Source organism: Ancylobacter koreensis (genome assembly GCF_023016525.1).
GTDB lineage: Bacteria > Pseudomonadota > Alphaproteobacteria > Rhizobiales > Xanthobacteraceae > Ancylobacter > Ancylobacter koreensis.
In genome coordinates, this window is the sequence record NZ_JALKCG010000001.1 from 1,472,337 (window position 1) to 1,489,665 (window position 17,329).

General features: G+C 68.4%; 16 protein-coding genes. 11 read left to right on the plus strand and 5 right to left on the minus strand.

All coding sequences use genetic code 11. The features are described from left to right. The first annotated feature begins 44 nt into the window (after positions 1–44). From MWN33_RS06760 to MWN33_RS06805, 10 genes are all read left to right on the plus strand, one after another. Positions 45–734 carry a GntR family transcriptional regulator gene (locus MWN33_RS06760; protein ID WP_247199658.1) on the plus strand — a complete coding sequence of 230 codons (690 nt, stop codon included), beginning with the start codon at positions 45–47 and terminating at the stop codon, positions 732–734. Positions 735–841: 107 nt separating this feature from the next. Continuing rightward, positions 842–1,666, plus strand: a complete 825-nt coding sequence (locus MWN33_RS06765; protein WP_247199659.1) for a carbohydrate ABC transporter permease — start codon at positions 842–844, stop codon at positions 1,664–1,666. 56 nt (positions 1,667–1,722) lie between these two features. Beyond that, positions 1,723–3,018, plus strand: a complete 1,296-nt coding sequence (locus MWN33_RS06770; RefSeq protein WP_247199660.1) for an extracellular solute-binding protein — start codon at positions 1,723–1,725, stop codon at positions 3,016–3,018. An 80-nt stretch (positions 3,019–3,098) separates the two neighbouring features. Beyond that, positions 3,099–3,989, plus strand: coding sequence for a carbohydrate ABC transporter permease (locus MWN33_RS06775; protein WP_247199661.1), 891 nt, complete (start codon positions 3,099–3,101; stop codon positions 3,987–3,989). A 1-nt stretch (position 3,990) separates the two neighbouring features. Next, positions 3,991–6,285: a propanediol/glycerol family dehydratase large subunit gene (locus MWN33_RS06780; RefSeq protein ID WP_247199662.1), complete on the plus strand. Its 2,295-nt coding sequence runs from the start codon at positions 3,991–3,993 to the stop codon at positions 6,283–6,285. Then, positions 6,278–6,709, plus strand: coding sequence for a diol dehydratase small subunit (locus MWN33_RS06785; RefSeq protein WP_247199663.1), 432 nt, complete (start codon positions 6,278–6,280; stop codon positions 6,707–6,709). Before MWN33_RS06780 ends, MWN33_RS06785 begins: the two co-directional genes overlap by 8 nt. A gap of 15 nt (positions 6,710–6,724) precedes the next feature. Then, positions 6,725–7,813, plus strand: coding sequence for an ABC transporter ATP-binding protein (locus tag MWN33_RS06790; RefSeq protein ID WP_247199664.1), 1,089 nt, complete (start codon positions 6,725–6,727; stop codon positions 7,811–7,813). Further along, positions 7,810–8,583 (plus strand): SDR family NAD(P)-dependent oxidoreductase, encoded by a 774-nt coding sequence (locus MWN33_RS06795; RefSeq protein ID WP_247199665.1) that lies wholly within the window; start codon positions 7,810–7,812, stop codon positions 8,581–8,583. Before MWN33_RS06790 ends, MWN33_RS06795 begins: the two co-directional genes overlap by 4 nt. Positions 8,584–8,615: 32 nt before the next feature. Next, entirely contained in the window at positions 8,616–9,674 is a 1,059-nt protein-coding gene (locus tag MWN33_RS06800) for a phosphotransferase (RefSeq protein WP_247199666.1), read from the plus strand. Positions 9,675–9,676: 2 nt separating this feature from the next. Next, complete coding sequence (locus MWN33_RS06805; protein ID WP_247199667.1) at positions 9,677–10,993, plus strand: aspartate aminotransferase family protein; 1,317 nt, start codon at positions 9,677–9,679, stop codon at positions 10,991–10,993. A 27-nt stretch (positions 10,994–11,020) separates the two neighbouring features. On the opposite strand, the gene MWN33_RS06810 is transcribed toward MWN33_RS06805, so the two are convergent. The 5 genes from MWN33_RS06810 to MWN33_RS06830 form a co-directional block, all read right to left on the minus strand. Further along, positions 11,021–11,899: a carbohydrate ABC transporter permease gene (locus MWN33_RS06810; protein WP_247199668.1), complete on the minus strand. Its 879-nt coding sequence runs from the start codon at positions 11,897–11,899 to the stop codon at positions 11,021–11,023. 135 nt (positions 11,900–12,034) lie between these two features. Beyond that, complete coding sequence (locus MWN33_RS06815; protein ID WP_247199669.1) at positions 12,035–13,309, minus strand: extracellular solute-binding protein; 1,275 nt, start codon at positions 13,307–13,309, stop codon at positions 12,035–12,037. Positions 13,310–13,394: 85 nt separating this feature from the next. Beyond that, on the minus strand, positions 13,395–14,192 hold the full coding sequence (locus MWN33_RS06820) for a carbohydrate ABC transporter permease (RefSeq protein WP_247199670.1): 798 nt from the start codon (positions 14,190–14,192) through the stop codon (positions 13,395–13,397). A 16-nt stretch (positions 14,193–14,208) separates the two neighbouring features. Further along, positions 14,209–15,333 carry an ABC transporter ATP-binding protein gene (locus tag MWN33_RS06825; protein ID WP_247199671.1) on the minus strand — a complete coding sequence of 375 codons (1,125 nt, stop codon included), beginning with the start codon at positions 15,331–15,333 and terminating at the stop codon, positions 14,209–14,211. Positions 15,334–15,484: 151 nt separating this feature from the next. Continuing rightward, positions 15,485–16,285 carry an SDR family NAD(P)-dependent oxidoreductase gene (locus tag MWN33_RS06830; RefSeq protein ID WP_247199672.1) on the minus strand — a complete coding sequence of 267 codons (801 nt, stop codon included), beginning with the start codon at positions 16,283–16,285 and terminating at the stop codon, positions 15,485–15,487. A gap of 160 nt (positions 16,286–16,445) precedes the next feature. Here MWN33_RS06830 and MWN33_RS06835 point away from each other — a divergent pair, with 160 nt between their 5' ends. Beyond that, a complete protein-coding gene (locus MWN33_RS06835; protein WP_247199673.1) occupies positions 16,446–17,306 on the plus strand; it encodes a DeoR/GlpR family DNA-binding transcription regulator in 861 nt (286 codons plus the stop codon). The last annotated feature ends 23 nt before the right edge of the window (positions 17,307–17,329 follow it).

Below are 17,329 nucleotides of genomic sequence, written 5' to 3' on the forward strand. Positions count from 1 at the left end.
TGTTATAACATATTACGGTCGCCGAAGCGGAAGGGCCCGGGTGCATGAAGCTGCAGCAACTCGTTCAGGAGCCCTTGCACGAACAGGCCTATGCGGCGCTGCGCGAAGCCTTGCGCACCGGGCGTTTCAAGCCGGGCCAGGCGATGACGATCCGCGGCCTCGGCAAGGATCTCGGCATCTCGGCGACGCCGGTGCGCGAGGCGCTGCAACGGCTCATCGCCTCGCAGGCGCTGCAATTGCAGCCCAACCGCACCATCATCGTGCCGGTGCTCACCCGCCGCCGCTTCCAGGAGATCACCAAGGTCCGCGTGCGTCTTGAAGGCCTTGCGGCGCTGGAGGCAGCGCCGCGCCTTACCAGCCGCGACATCGCCGAGCTGGAGGCCCTCTCGTCGGCGATGACCGCCGACATACGCGAGCGCCGCTTCAACGACTACCTCGCCAACAACGAGCGGTTCCATTTCAGGCTCTACGACGCCTCGAAGATGGAATTTCTGCGCGAACTCATTGATCTGGCTTGGCTTCAGATCGGCCCGTGGCTCAACGCGCTGGCCAGCGAGGGGCGTTTCCACGCCATCGCCAACACGGTGCACGACGAGATCATCGCCCTCGCCTCGGCCGGCGACGCCAATGGCGTGTGCGAGGCGGTGCAGCGCGACATTCTGGAGGCAGCGCGCCTGCTGATGCGCTTGCTCGACGACGAGGAGAATGTCCGCCCGCTGGCCGCCGCCGGCTAGGCGCCCGTCGGAGGGGCTGGCGGGCGAGGGCGATTTTTCGCTTGCCACGGCCATGATGTGCCCAATAGTGTTATAACATATAACAACGATCGCAGCGGAGACGCAGGATGGTCGGCGAGTCACGTTGGGTGCAGTGGGTATCCCACCTCATTCTGGGCAGCGCCTCGGCAATGGTGCTGCTGCCCCTGCTGTGGGTCCTGCGCACCTCCTTCGCCGACAAGGTGGTGGCCTATCAGATGCCGCCCCAGCTCCTCTTCGCGCCGACGCTGGACAATTACCGCGACGTGCTGCTGCGCTTCGATTTCGGTTCCTTCTTCCTGAACAGCCTCATCGTCGCACTGACGACGACCGCCATCGCCCTGCTGCTCGGCGCGCTCGCCGCCTACGCCATCGACCGCTTCCGCACCGGCGGCCCGGTCATGCCGCTGGCGATCCTCGCCACGCAGATGATGCCGCCGATCGTACTGGTCATCCCGTTCTTCCTCATCTTCAAGCAGCTCGGCCTCGCCGACAGCCATCTCGGCCTCGTCATCACCTACCTGACCTTCAACCTGCCCTATGTGGTCTGGTTGCTGATGAGCTTCTTCAGGCGGGTGCCGCGCGAACTCGACGAGGCGGCGCTGATCGACGGTGCCGGCCCGTTCACCGTGTTCTGGCGCATCGTGCTGCCGGCGGCGCTGCCGGGCATCGGCGCGGCGGCGGTGCTCTCCTTCGTGCTGTGCTGGAACGAGTTCCTGTTCGCCCTGATGCTCACGGGGCAGCAGACCAAGACGCTGCCGGTCGCCATTTCCAGCCTGGTGACGCAGCAGGGCACGGCCATCGGCGCGGTGTGCGCCTCCACCATGCTCGCCATCGCGCCGATGGTGCTCATCTACTTCGCGATCCGAAAGCTCCTCGTTGCCGGGCTCAGCCTCGGCGCGGTGAAGGGCTGACCAACAAGCCCGACCCGATAACCGGCCTTCCAGTGTCAAAGCATAAGGGAACTGTCATGAAACGCGTGAAATTCGGCACCAGTGCCGCCGTGCTCGCCTTTCTCGCCGCCTCGCCGGCGCTGGCCGCCAGCGACGTCTGCAAGGGCTCGGACATCAACATACTGATGGAGACGGTGCCCGACACCGATGCCCTGCAGGCCGTCAAGGGCGACTTCGAGAAGGAATACGGCGCCAAGGTCAACATCGAGGCGGTCAACTACTCGCTGATGCACGAGAAGCTGGTGCCGAGCCTCACGGCCTCGACCTCCAGCTACGACGTGCTGATCGTGGACAGCTACTGGGTCGGCGAGTTCAAGACCGCCGGCTGGATCAAGGACCTCGACGCCCTCATCGCCCGCGACAAGGTCGACACCAGTCTCTACTTCCCAGCCCTGATGGCGCTGAACGGCACGGTGCAGGGCAAGACCTACATGCTGCCCTTCTGGCAGTACGCGATGGGCATCCTGTACCGGAAGGATATCGTCGACGATCCGGCCTTCCAGGCGGCCTACAAGGAGCAGTTCAAGCGCGACTGGCGCATGCCCGCCACGCTTGAGGAATTCGCCGAGGTGGTGAAGTGGGCCGGCAAGTACAAGGACATGTACGGCATCGCCATGGCCGCCCAGCGCGCCGACCCGGTGGTGATGGAAGCCACCAACTATCTCTTCGCCGAGGGCGGCGACTTCTACGACCGCACGACGTGGAAGCCGACCATGGACACGCCCGAGGCGGCCAAGGCCGTTACCGTCTATGCCGACCTGATCAACAGCGCCGCCCAGCCGGGCGCGCTCGGCGCCAATTTCGACGACGTCGCCAACACGCTGAAGCAGGGCAAGGCGATCTTCGCGATCAGCTACCTGTTCCTGTTCCCGACGCTGGAAGACCCCAAGGATTCCACCGTGGTCGGCAAGATGGGCTTCGCCCCCGTGCCGGGCAAGGACAGCTTCCTCGGCGCCTGGGGCTGGGCAGTGCCGTCCAACGCCAAGAACCCGGACTGCTCCTGGGAATTCCTGAAGTGGGTGGAATCGAAGGACGTCGCCTACAAGCGCGCCCTTGCCGGCGGCCAGCCCACCCAGATGTGGATCTACAACGATCCCGAATTCATCAAGAAGTGGCCGGCCATGTCGCAGGTCGGCACCGCGCTGGAACACTCGAAGGGCCTGCCGATCATGTCGCGCTCCACCCAGCTGGTGGAGACCTTCGCCGAGGTGATGGGCTCGGTGCTCGCCAACAATGTCCCGCCCGCCACCGCGCTCGCGGACTCGCAGGACAAGTTCGGCCGCCTCGTGAAGGGCGACCCGCTCCTCAAGTGAGCCGCGCCGTCCACCGCACCATCCGCTCCGGGGGCTCGGCCCCCCGGGGTTCGGGCCACACGACGTCAGGGTCGCGACCGATGACCACCGCCACGATCAGGGCCGGTTCCCCCGGCCGCCGCCGCAACCTCGCGCAGTACGTCTTCGTCGCTCCGGCGGTGATCGTGCTGGCGCTCGTGGTGGCCGCGCCCCTGCTGTACTCGATCTATCTGAGCTTCCAGGAATACATCATCACCTACGGCATGGGCGACTTCGCCGGCTTCGCCAATTATCTGGCGGTGCTGTCGGACGACTTCGCCCATGTGTCGTGGGTCACGCTGAAGCTCACCCTGCTGTGCGTCGTCTTCGAGTTCGTCATCGCCTTCGGCCTCGCGCTGCTGCTGAACCAGCCGCATCTGCCGGGTCGCTCCTTCTACCTCATCGTGCTGATGATCCCGGTGCTGATGACGCCGGTCGCCGTCGCGCTGATGTTCCGCCTGATGTTCAACCCGAGCCTGGGCATCGTGAACTGGGTCATCGGCCTTCTCGGCATCCCGCCGCAGGGCTGGTTCGGCGATCCCTCGCTGGCGCTCGGCACCGTGGTCTTCGTCGACGTCTGGCACGAGACCTCGCTGATGCTGCTCATGCTCTATGCCGGCCTCAAGGCGATGCCGGGCGAGCCGGTGGAGGCCGCGCGCATAGACGGCGCCAGCCGGCTGCAGATCCTGCGCTACGTGACCTGGCCGCTAATGAAGCCGGTGATCATGGTCACGCTGATGATCCGCATGATCGCGGCGCTCAAGAGCTACGACCTCATCTACATGCTGACCCAGGGCGGGCCGGGCAAGGCGACGGAGACCATCTCCTTCTACGCCTACCGCCTGGGCTTCCGCTTCCTCGACATCGGCCAGGCGGCCGCGGTCTCCTTCATCCTGCTGATCGTCGTGACCCTGCTGACCCTGGTGCTGCTGCGCACCATGCGGGAGAACTGAGATGAGCGAGGCGCGCAAGGACGGCGCGGCGCCCGCCAGCAACCGCTGGCGCCGCTTCGGCGAGTGGGATGCCCGCCCGCTGCGGCAGGACCTGTTCGCCGCCGAGAACCCGGAAGCCGGCTTTTCGGTGTTCCGCAGCCCGCACGATCCCGCCCCCTCGCTCACCATCGAGGACGGGCGCGTGAGCGTCATGGACGGCAAGGCGGCCGGCGATTTCGACATCATCGACGCCTTCATCGCCGCCCACCACATCGACCCGGAGATGGCCCCGGTCGCCATGGCCATGGATCCGGGCGCCATCGCCCGGATGCTGGTCGATATCAATGTGCCCCGACAGGATCTGGAGGCGCTCGCTCGCGGTTTGACGCCAGCGCGCCTCGCCGAGGTCGTGGGCCGGTTGTCCGCGCTTGAGATCACCTTTGCTTACGCGAAGATGCGCCAGCGCCAGAGCCCCGGCAACCAGGCCCACGTCACCAATGCCAAGGACGACCCACTCCAGCTCGCCGCCGATTCCGCGACCGCCGTCGCGCTCGGCTTCGACGAGATCGAGACGACGATGCGGGTTGCCTCCAATGGCTGGGCCAATGCGCTCGCCTGCACGGTGGGTGCGGCGGTCGGCCGGGGAGGGGTGCTGTTCCAGTGCTCCATCGAGGAGGCGGAGGAACTGCAGATCGGCCTCGCCGGCCTTGCCTCCTACGCCGAGACGGTCTCGGTCTACGGCACCGAGCGCGCCTTCATCGACGGCGACGACACGCCGTGGTCCAAGGCGCTGCTGACCGCTGCCTACGCCTCGCGCGGCATCAAGGCGCGCTGCACCTCGGGCGCCGCCTCCGAATTGCTGATGGGCTTCCACGAGAAGCGCTCGCTGCTCTATCTGGAGGCCCGTTGCCTGTGCCTCCAGCGCGCCATGGGCGTGCAGGGCACGCAGAACGGCGGCATCGACGGCGCCCCGCTCACCGCCTCCATGGCGGGCGGCGTGCGCGAACTGATGGCGGAGAATCTGATCGCCGTCTGGCTCGGGCTGGAGTGCGCCTCCGGCAACGACACGCGCACCAGCGAATCCGAGATCCGCGTCGGCGCCAAGATCACGCCCTATCTGCTCGCCGGCTCCGACCTCATCTGTTCGGGCTTCGGCTCGATCAAGAAATACGACAACTCGTTCAACCCCTCGCTTTTCAACGGCGAGGAGATCGAGGACTACCTTGTCCTCCAGCGCGACTTTCAGGCCGATGGCGGCCTCACTCCCGTCGACGAGGACCAGGTGCTCGGCGTGCGCATGCGCGCGGTGGAGGCGCTGGCCGACGTGATGGATGAACTGGGCCTCGCCAAGGTCGGCCGCGACCGGCTGCTGTCGGTGGTCTTCGCCTCCGGCTCGCAGGAAACCGAGAGCTTCACCGCCGGCGAGGTCACGCCGATCAGCGCGCAGATCAAGGCGCGCGGCATCACCGCCGTCGACGTGGTGCGCGCGCTCGCCCGGCGCGGCTACGAGCCGGAGGCGGAGAACCTCCTCCTCATGCTGCGCCAGCGCCTGTCCGGCGACTATCTCCAGACCTCCTCCATCGTCCGCGACGGGCGGGTGATGAGCGCCATCAACGATCCCAACACCTATCGCGGCCCGCAGACCGGCTACCGCATGAGCGCGCCGCGCTGGGACGCCGTGCAGGGCATCCGCAACGTGCTCACCCGCGAGCGCGTGCTGGCCGCCGAGGACATCAAGGATGCGGCCGAGGTCGACTGGCTGGTCGCGCGCGGGACGGCCGGCAGGGGCACGGACCCGAATGAGGTGGTGATCGGCGTCAGCCCCGGCTTCGCCCGCCAGCTCCACCGCACCACCGCCGGCCACCGGCTGGAGGATGTGGCGGAGGCGCTCGTCGGCGGCATCGCGGAGGGCGGCGGCACGGCGCGGCTGGTGCGCATGCTGCACACCGCCGACACCTCCTTCCTCGGCCTCGCCGCCGCCCGGCTGTCGGGCTCGGGCTACGGCATCGGCATCCAGGCCAAGGGCACCACGGTGCTGCACCAGGCCGACCGCATGCCCCATCTCAACATCGAGCTGTTCTCCAACGCGCCTCTGGCCAGCCTCGACCATTACCGCGCGCTCGGCCGCAACGCCGCCCGCTACACCCATGGCGAGGCGCCCGAGCCGGTGGTTGTGCCCACGCAGGGCGAGGCGCTCGGCGCCCGCTTCCATGTGCGCGTCGCGCTGCTCTACGCCATCGAGACCGCGCTGACCGATCCCGCGGCCGATCCGGTGGAACTCGACTATCGCCCCGACGCGGGAGGCGCGAATGTCTGACGATCCCGCCGACGACCTGTCGCTCTACCCCGTCTCGGAGAAGGCGCCCGAGCGCGTGCGCACGCCCACCGGCAAGCCGCTCTCCGCGCTGACGCTGGAGGCGGTTCTCTCCGGCGAGATCGGGCCGGAGGACGTCGCCATCACGCCGGAGGCGCTGCTCCTGCAGGCGCGCATCGCCCGCGCCGCCGGACGCGCCACGCTGGCGGAGAACTTCGAGCGCGCGGCCGATCTCGTCCGCGTGCCGCAGGAGCTGATCCTCGACACTTATGAGCTGCTGCGCCCGGGCCGGGCCCGCGACGCGCAGCAGCTTCTCGACCGTGCGACGCTGCTGCGCCGCGACTATGGCGCCGCGCGCGTCGCCGCGCTGATCGAGGAGGCCGCCGACGTCTATACGCGCCGCGGCCTCTTCGTGAAGCGCTACTGAGTGGGAGCACCGGCCTTGGCAGGCGTTACAATTCGGCAAGTCTCCAAGCATTTCGGGCCCGTGCGCGTGCTCGACGGGCTGGACCTCGCGATCGAGGACGGGGAGTTCGTGGTGCTCGTCGGTCCTTCGGGCTGCGGCAAGACCACGCTCCTGCGCATGATCGCCGGCCTTGAATCGGTCTCCGGCGGCGAGATCCGGATCGGCGAGCGGGACGTCACCTGGGTGGCGCCCAAGGACCGCGACATCGCCATGGTGTTCCAGTCCTACGCGCTCTACCCGCATATGACCGCCGCCGAGAACATGTCCTTCGGCCTCAAGCTGAACAAGACGCCCAAGGCCGAGATCGAGGCGCGCGTGGCCGAGGCGGCCCGCATGCTCAAGATCGAGCACCTGCTGGCGCGCAAGCCGCGCGAGCTTTCCGGCGGCCAGCGCCAGCGCGTGGCGATGGGGCGCGCCATCGTGCGCCGGCCGGCGCTCTACCTGTTCGACGAGCCGCTCTCCAATCTCGACGCGCAGCTGCGCACCAGCATGCGCACCGAGATCAAGCGCATGCACCTCGCCGAAAAGAAGACGGTGGTCTACGTCACCCACGACCAGATCGAGGCGCTCACCCTGGCCGACCGCATCGTCGCCATGAACAAGGGCGACATCCAGCAGATCGGCACGCCCGACGATCTCTATCGGCGCCCGGCCTCCGTCTTCGTCGCCTCCTTCATCGGCTCGCCGGCGATGAGCTTCCTGCGCGGCACGCTGACGGCGCCCGGTGCGGTGGCGCTGGAAGGGGTGGACACGCCGCTGCTGCTGCCGCCCTCCTGGGCCGGCATCGCCGCCGCGCCGGGCACGCCCGTGCTGCTCGGCCTGCGGCCGGAAGCCTTCGTCTACGCGCCCGGCAGCGCGGGGCGCTACGGGCTCGACGTGCAGGTCAACGTCGTCGAGCCCTGCGGCGCCGAGGTCTACGTCGTCGGCGAGGTCGCCGGGCAGGAGGTCACGCTGCGCTGCGCGCCCGGCAACGTGCCCCCGCTCGGCACGACCACCCGCGTCGCGATCGACCTCGACGGCATCCATCTGTTCGACGCGGCGAGCGAGCGGAGCCTGCGGCCATGATCCTCAAGGACCGCATCGCCATCGTCACCGCCGCCGGCTCGGGCATCGGCCGGGCGGTCGCCATCGCCTTCGCGCGCGAGGGCGCCCTCGTCTACGCCACCGACCGCGACGGCGCGGCGGCCGAGACGACCGCCGGGCTCGCCGGGAAGGGCGCGCAGGGGCATGTCCTCGATGTCTCAGACAGCGCAGCCATTGAGGCGCTTATCGCCGATATCCGGTCCCGCCATGGCCGGCTCGATATCCTGCACAACCATGCCGGTCTTCAGGTCGCCGGCGGGCTCGAAGAGATCGACGGCGGGCAGCTCGACCGCTCCTGGGCGATCAATGTGCATGCCCAGTTCGCCGCCTGCCGGGCGGCGATGCCGATCATGAAGGCGCAGGGCGGCGGGGTGATCCTCAACACCGCGTCGAATGCCGGCGTGTTCCTCGACAAGGGGATGCTCGCCTACATCACCACCAAATCGGCGGTCATCACCATGACCAAGCAGATCGCGCTCGACTATGCCCGCTTCGGCATCCGCGTGAACGCCATCTGCCCGGGCTGGGTCGATACCGCCTTCAACGACCCCTACACCGCCCAGCTCGGCGGGCGCGGGGCGCTGGAGAAGGTGGTGTCCGGCATGGTGCCGATGGGCCGCTTCGGCCGGCCGGAGGAGATCGCCGAGGCGGCGCTGTTCCTCGTCTCCGACCGTTCCTCCTACATCACCGGCCATGCGCTGGTGATCGACGGCGGCGAATGCCTGGCGGGCGGCGCCAACTCGACGCCGTGACCCCGGCCCCGCGTGCAGGTGCGAGTCTCCCCATGTCCGATGTCCTGACGGACGCCCCGCGGGCCGACGCGCTCGCGACGCCGTCCCCCTCGCTCACCGCCGGCCGGATCGAGCGGATCGTCCGCGACGAGTACGGGTTTGAGGGCCGGGCGCGGCTGCTCACCTCCGAGCGGGACCAGAACTTCCATTTCGCCGTGCCCGGCGGCGAGGCGCTGGTGATCAAGGTCACCAACCCTGCCGAGGACCGGCTGGTCACCGATTTCCAGACACGGGCGCTGCTGCACATCGAAGAGCGCGACCCCGCGCTGCCCGTCCCCTGCCTGCGCCGCACGCTCAAGGGCGAGGCCGTCTTCGTGCTGGAGGAGGACGGCGCGGGCATGGTGGTGCGCGCGCTGAGCTGGCTGGAGGGCGTGCCGCTCTATCAGGTTGAGCGCACCCCCCGCCAGCGGGCGGCGCTCGGCGCGGCGCTGGCACGCATGGGGCTGGCGCTCAGAGATTTCCGCCATCCGGCGGCCGGCCATTTCCTGCAATGGGACATTCAGCACGCCGCGAAGCTGCGCCCGCTGCTGGAGCATATCGAGGACCCGACGCGGCGGGCGCTGGCGACGGAATTTCTCGACCGCTTCGATGCCGAGGTCGCGCCCGTGCTGCCGGGCCTGCGCCGGCAGATCGTCCATAACGACCTCAACCCGTTCAACGTGCTGGTGGCCGCCGACGACCACGACCGGGTGACGGGCATCTTCGACTTCGGCGACATGGTGGAGACGGCGCTGGTGAATGACGTCGCCGTCGCCTGCAGCTACCAGCTCGCGCCGGGTGACGATCCGCTGGCCGGCGTCATCGACTTCGCCGCCGCCTATTGCCGGGTGCGCCCGCTCGACGAGACCGAGCTCGGCCTGCTGTTCGACCTCACCGCCGCGCGCATGCTCACCACCGTCGCCGTCACCAACTGGCGGGCGCTGCGCTACCCGGAGAACCGCGCCTACATCCTGCGCAACAGCCCCTCCGCCTGGGACGGGCTGCAGCGCTTCGCCGTCATCGGCCCCGAGCGCGCCCGCGCGCGGCTCGTCGCCGCCTGCCTGGGGAACTAACCATGTCCATGGTCAATGCGTTCGATCCCGATGCCGCCGCCGCCCTGCCGGAGGCGGAGAAGGAGCTGATCCGCCGCCGCGAGAAGCTGCTCGGCCCGGCCTACCGGCTGTTCTACCAGCAGCCGGTGCATATCGTGCGGGGCGAGGGCGTGTGGCTCTACGACCCGCAAGGCAACGCCTATCTCGACGTCTACAACAACGTCGCCTCGGTGGGGCACTGTCACCCGAAAGTGGTGCAGGCGCTGGCGCGGCAGGCCTCCACCCTCAATACCCATACGCGCTACCTGCACGAGACCATCCTCGACTACGCCGAGCGGCTGCTGGCGAAGGTGCCGGCCGAGCTCGGCCATATCATGTTCACCTGCACGGGCTCGGAGGCGAACGATCTCGCGCTCCGCATCACCCGCGCCTATACCGGCCGGCAGGGCATGATCGTCACACGCCTTGCCTATCACGGGCTCACCAGCGCGGTGTCGGAGCTCTCGCCCTCGCTCGGCGACTTCGTGAAGCCCGGCCCGCATGTGCGCTTCGTCGCGCCGCCGGACGGCTATCGCGGCGAGGCCGATGTCGGCGCCGCCTTCGCTGCTGGGGTGCGGGCGGCCATCGACGACATGCGCGCGCAGGGCATCGAGCCGGCGGCGCTGCTGGTCGACACCATCTTCTCCTCCGACGGCGTGTTCGCCGATCCGCCGGGCTTTCTTAAGGAGGCGGTCGCGGCCATCCGCGAGGCGGGCGGCCTGTTCATCGCCGACGAGGTGCAGCCGGGTTTCGGCCGGGTGGGGCCGCAGTTCTGGGGCTTCACTCGCCACGGGCTGGTGCCGGATATGGTGACGGTCGGCAAGCCGATGGGCAACGGCCACCCGATGGCGGGCGTCATGATGAAGCCGCATCTGGTCGAGGAGTTCGGCCGCAAGGCGCGCTATTTCAACACCTTCGGCGGCAATCCGGTGGCCTGCGCGGTCGGCCTCGCCGTGCTCGACGTGATGGAGGGCGAGGGCCTGCCGGAGCGGGCGCGCGAGGTGGGCGACTATATGCGCGCGGGCCTGCGCGATCTCGCCGGCCGCTGTGAGGCGATCGGGGACGTGCGCGGTGCCGGTCAGTTCACCGGGCTGGAGCTGGTGGAGGACCGGGCCACCAAGGCGCCGGCCGCCGGCCTCACCACCCGCATCGTCAACGGCCTGCGCGAGCGCCGCGTGCTGATCAGCGCCACCGGGCCGGGCGCCAACATCCTGAAGATCCGTCCGCCGCTGGCCTTCGCCCGCGAGCATGCCGATATCTTCCTCGACCGCTTCGCCGACGCGCTCAAGGCGAACGCCTGAGCGACGCCGCCGGGGCGTCGACGCCGGCTAGCGGCGGCGCTCCAGCGTGGCGAAGAACAGCACGGTCAGCCCCAGCACGATCAGCAGCAGCACGAAGGAGGCCGCCGCGCCCTCGTTGAGATGCAGCCCGAGAAAGGCACGGCGATAGGCGAAGAAGCTCAGCACCTCGGTGGAGGTGCCCGGCCCGCCCTTGGTGAGGATGTAGGGCAGGTCGTAGGTGCGGAATTCGTTGATGAGCTGGATGATCACCGCGATGGCGGCGACCGGCCGCAGCATCGGCAGGGTGATGTACCAGAACTGGTGGAAGGGCGTCGCCCCGTCGACCTCGGCGGCCTCATAAGGGTCGCGCGGCAGCGAGGCGAGGCCGGCGGCGAGGATCAGCACCACGAAGGACGTCTGCTGCCAGATGTCGATGCCGGCCATGGTCCACAGCGCGAGGTCGGCATTGCCGAGCCAGTCGACGCGCGGCAGGCCCAGCGCTTCCAGCGTATGGTTGACGATGCCGAGGTTGGGCTGGAGCAGCATGCGCCAGATCAGCGCCACGCTCACCGGCGACATCGCCATTGGAATGGTGAGCACGGCGAAATAGACCGGCTTCATCGTCACGGTGCGGTTGATCATCAGCGCCACCGCGAGGCCGATGACGAACTCGCCGGCCACCGTCACCACGGAATATTTGATGGTCAGCCACAGCGCGCCCCAGAACAGCGGATCGTTCATCATCGCCGCGTAGTTGGCGAGGCCGACGAACGGGGTGAGGGAGGGGCGCAGCAACGTGAGCGAGGAGACCGAGATCACCGCCGCATAGGCGAGCGGAAAGCCCATGACGACGGCGAGCATGAGGAGGCCCGGCGCCGCGAAGGCCCAGCCGTTCCGCCAGTCCCGATCCATGAGGGCCGCACGCATCGTGTCGTTCCGTCTCGTTCAAAGGCCCGCAGGCCGCATCGAAAGGGGGAGCCCCGCCCGGCGGGCGGGGCTCCAACGCTCACACATTGAGGGGTCGGGCGTGAGCGTTTCTCGTTCGCCTTTTGGCGAATTGGCTCACTTGGCGAGAAGCTGGGTCAGGCCGTCAGCCGCCGCCTTGAGCGCGTCCTCGGGCTTGGCCTGTCCGCCCGCCGCCAGCGAGAGCTGGGCGCCGAGCACGTCCTCGTACTGCGCGGAATAGGCGAAGATCGGGAAGGATTTGCCCGAGGCGACGACATCCAGCGCGGTCTTGTAGAAGGGGTACTTCGCCAGCACCGCCGGGTCGGTGTAGACGTCCGCGCGCACCGGTGCGTGGCCTTCCAGCGCGCGGGCGACCGAGGCCTTCTTGCCCTGCACCCACTCGATGAACTTCCAGGCCGCCGCCTTGGATTCATCCGAGGTGTTCTTCGGGATGCCCCAGCCCCAGCCGCCGCTCTCGCCATGGCCGCCCGGCATCACCGACAGCGCCAGCTTGCCGGCGACCTTCGGGCACTTCTCCTTGTTGTCGAGCTGCGGCAGCATCCACCAGTAGGTGACCATGCTGAAGGCGTCGCCCGCGCACATCAGGCGCATCGTGTCGTCGAGCGTGGCGGAGAGCGCGCCCTGCTGCGCGCCGTTCTGCACGTTGTCGGCGTAAAGCTTGAGCGCGGTCAGGCCCTCGGGGCTGTTCAGCGCCACCTTGCGGCCGGCATCGAGATAGGCGCCGCCGGCGGAGAACAGGTAGTTTGAGAACTCCATCGCGTTCGGGTCGCCGCGCTGGCCCTGCATGGCGGCGCCGACCACCTGGCCGCCCGCCTTGAAGAACTTGGAGAGCTCGACATATTCGGCCAGCGTCTTCGGCGGGACCAGCTCCTTGCCGGTCTTCGCCTTGTAGGCCGCCTTGACCTTGGCGTCTTCCAAGAGGTCCGTGCGGTAGATCAGGCCCATCGAGTAGTTGTACATGGGCAGGATCGGCGTCGCGTCCTTGGTCTGGCCGAGCAGGTCCAGCATGGACGGGATGAAGGGCTTCAAGTCGAAGCCGGACTTGGCGATGTAGGGGTTGAGGTCTTCCAGCCAGCCGGCGGTCGGGAATTCGCCGGCCCAGAGGAAGTCGACCTCCAGCACGTTGTAGTAGCTCTCCGGCGAGACGAGCTGGGCCACCAGCTTGTCGTGCATGTCGCCATAGCCGATCTTCTCGAACTCGACCTTGATGCCGGTCTCCTTCTCGAATTCCGGCAGCATCTTCTCGATGATCTGGGTCTCCGGCACGTCCTCCATCAGGGCGCGCAGGGTGACGGACTGGGCGTGGGCGGGAACCGCCGCCAGCAATGTGGCGCCGAGCAGCGCCGCCTTAAGGCTACACTTCAACTGCATCTCGTTCTCCTGTTCCTCTGGTTCGGGCATCGCCCGGCGGCGCACCCGTTGGGTCGTCCGCGCCCGCGAGGGCACGCTGGCGGCGTCACTTCACGCTGCCGAAGGTCAGTCCCTGCACGATGAAGCGCTGGATGAAGCGCGAGGCGATCACCAGCGGCAGGATGGCGAGCACCACGCCGGCGGAGACCTTGGCGATCTGCACGCCGTTCGATGTCTGCAGCGAGGAGAGCGCCACCGGCACGGTGGCCGTCTGTGGCCCGCTCAGCACCAGCGCGAACAGGAACTCGTTCCAGGTGAGGATGAAGCCGAGCACGCCGGCCGCCGCGATTCCCGGCAGCGAGACCGGCAGCACCACCCGCCAGAAGGCGCCCCAGGCGCTCGCCCCGTCGGTCTGCGCCGCCCATTCGAGATCGACCGGGATGCCCTCGAAGAACCCCATCAGGATCCAGATGAGGAAGGGCAGGTTGAGCGCGGCATAGACGATGATGAGGCCGGTCAGCGAGTTGGTGAGACCGACGGCGCGGAACAGCGCGAAGGCCGGCAGCACGATGGCGACGGGGGGCAGCATCTGCGTCGCCAGCACCGCGAAGCGCCCGCCCTTGCCGCTGGTCTTGAAGCGGGCAAAGGCGTAGCCGGTCATCGCCGCGAAGGGCAGGGCGATCACCACCGAGCCGGTCGCGACGATCAGGCTGTTCAGATAGGAGCGCCCGTAGCGGGTGCTGGTGAACAGGTCGACATAGTTGTCGAGCGTGAAGGCCGGCATCAGGTCGGAGGAGTAGGACAGCGGCTCGGGCAGGAAGCTGGTGCGCACCACCCAGAGCAGGGGCAGGAGGATGGCGGCACAGACGAGGAGCAATCCGAAGTGAAGAGCGAGCCGCCGCATGCCGTTTCCTCCGGGCTCAGGCCGCGACCGCGAGGCGCGGGCGCGGAAGGGCGCGCGTCGTCTGCGGGTCGAACAGGTGCATGGGGGTGAGGTCGAGATGGAGCGGCACGCGCGCGCCGACCGGTGCCGTGAAGTGCCGCGACAGCCGCGCCGAAATCTCGACCGGCGTGCCGGTGCCCGTCTGGCCGACCAATATGTTCTCGACGCCGAGCGCCTCCATGGCGACGACGTCGACGTCGAGGCGCTGGGTGCCGGGTTGCTGCGTCTCATGCAGGTCCTCCGGCCGCAGGCCGAAGATCACCTCGCGCCCGGCATGCGGGCCGTAGGCCTCGCGGTGGCGCTCCGGCACGGCGAGCTCGAAGCCCGGCCCGACCACGGCCAACCCGTCGCCGCGCCCTTCGAGGCGGGCGGGGATGAGGTTCATGGTCGGGGTGGCGAGGAAGCGGGCGACGAAGGTGTCCACCGGGTCGGCATAGACCTCCAGCGGCTTGCCGACCTGGATCATCCGCCCGTCGCGCATGATGCAGATGCGGTCGCCCATCGTCATCGCCTCCACCTGGTCGTGCGTGACGTGGACGATGGTGCGGCCGAGCCGGCGGTGCAGCTTCACGAGTTCCAGCCGCATCTCGGCGCGCAACTGCGCGTCGAGGTTCGACAGCGGCTCGTCCAGCAGGAAGGCGACCGGATCGCGCACGATGGCGCGGCCGAGCGCCACGCGCTGGCGCTGGCCGCCGGAAAGCGCGGCGGGCCTGCGGTCGAGATAGGGGGTGAGGCCGAGCAGGGCCGCCGCCTCGCGGATCTTCTCGTCGATGACCGGACGTGCCACGCCGCGCATCTTGAGGCCGAAGCCCATGTTCTCGCGCACGTTCATGTGCGGATAGAGCGCGTAGGACTGGAAAACGACGGCGATGTTGCGGTCGCGCGGGGCGACGTTGTTCACGCTGCGCCCGCCGATGCGCAGATCGCCCGACGAGATGCTCTCCAGCCCGGCGATCATGCGCAGCGTGGTCGACTTGCCGCAGCCCGAGGGGCCGAGGAAGATCACGAACTCGCCTTCCTCGATCCGCAGGTCGACGTCACGCACGCCATAGGCGCCGTTGGCGTAGAGCTTGGAGACATGATCGAGCTCGATCGACGACATAGATCTTCCTTGGGTCTTCCTCGGGCTGCCCAGCGGGACCCTCCCAATGCTGCGTCCGCAGCGGCGGGTCGTGTCGGCGGGCAGGGTCGTAAACAAACAAGTTCGAACGTAATGGGAAAATACGAACGCCGGCATCAGCCGGCGTTGTCGATCAGGTTGTGTAGACGCCGCCGGTCACGTTGACGCCCTGGCCGGTCATGAAGCGGGCCTGCTCGGAGGTGAGGAACACCACCACGTCGGCGACGTCCTCCGGCTGTTCGAGGCGGCCGAGCGGGGTCATGCCGATATAGTCCTCGATCACCCGCTCGGGGGTGACGCTGCGCAGCTTGGCTTCCCATTCGACTTCGCGGGTCTGCATGCCGGTCGCCACGAAGCCGGGGCAGACGGCGTTGACGCGGATGCCTTTGGGCGCCAGCTCGCGGGCGAGCGCCTGGGTCCAGCCGAGCACGGCGAACTTCGAGGCGGAGTAATGCGCCAGCAGCGGCGCGCCGACCTTGGCGGCGAGCGAGGCGGTGTTGACGATGCAGCCCATGCCCTCCTTCACGAAATGCCTTGCGGCGACTTGATTCGTGAGGAATACGCCGCGCGTGTTCACATCGAAATTGAAGTTCCATTCCTCGTCAGTGAGGTCGAGCGCGGGGTTCATGGTGGAGACGCCGGCATTGGCGGCGAGCAGGTCGCAGCCGCCGAGCTTCTCCAGCACCGACTGGAAGCCCGCTTCCACCGAGGCGCGCTCGCGCACGTCGATGGCGACCGCCACGGCGCCTTTACCGACCTCGTTCGCCGCCTTTTCGGCCGCCGCGAGGTTGATGTCGCCGATCGCCACCCGCACGCCCTGCCGCGCTAGCGCACTGACGATGGCCCGCCCGATGCCCGTCGCCCCGCCGGTCACGAGGGCGCGCCGGCCGGCGAGTTCGGGATAGGTCGGCGTCGGTGCGGCGCTGGCGGGCATCTGTGCAACTCCTCTGTTGGGCGCCGACTTTATCCGAACATCATCACACATCAAGTGGAAATGTGTGTTTGATCTTGTTCGTTTTCTGCGCTAGACAGAGTCAGCCGGGTTTGCGCACAAGGCTGTGAGGCGGGGCTGCGCAACCGGGCAAGGGGCAGAGATGAGCGACGACGTGTCATTTCGGGACAGGATGGGCGGGGAAGCCGCCAGTGGCGAGGAGCGCCAGCGCATGCTCTCGCATGTGCGCCACGCGCGCATTCTCGACCAGCTCAGCCAGTCCGGCGCCATCACCGTCACCGCCATCGCCGCCGATCTCGGCGTCTCCGACATGACCATCCGCCGCGATCTCGTCGAGCTGGAGCGGGAGGGCCGCCTCGTGCGCGTGCATGGCGGCGCGGTGCTTTCCGAGGCGCCGGCCAGCGTCGCCATGGACAGCGAGGAGCCGCGCTTCGACGCGCGCCTGCGCCGTGGCGCCGACGCCAAGAGCGCCATCGCCGCCTATGCCGCCAACCTCGTCACCGGCTACCGCACCCTCGCCATGGATGTGGGCACCACCACCTTTCTGATGGCCGGCCATCTGCGCGAGCTCGGCCATCTCAAGATCTTCACCAACAGCCTGCGCATCTCCGCCGTGCTCGATGGCGGCGCGCCCGAGGTCTATGTCGCGGGCGGACGGGTGCGGCCGGAGGAGATGTCGGTGCACGGGCCGACCGCCATCGCGCAGTTCGAGAAGCTGTGGTTCGACGCCGCCGTCATCGGCACGTCCGGCATCACCGCCGAGGGCTTCTTCGACTATTCCTTCGAGGACACCGACATGAAGCGCGTCTATCTGCGCCGGTCGGGCCTCAAGATCCTCTTGTGCGATTCCGCGAAGTTCCAGCGCATGTCGCTGGTTCAGGTCGGCGCCTTCAGCGAGATCGGCATGCTGGTCACCGATGCCGAGCCGCCCCCGCGCATCGCCGCCGCGCTCGCCGCCGCGCGAGTCGACGTGCGCATCGTCTCTCCACTTTCCGGAAACTGACGCGCGCGTGCCGCGCACCCGCC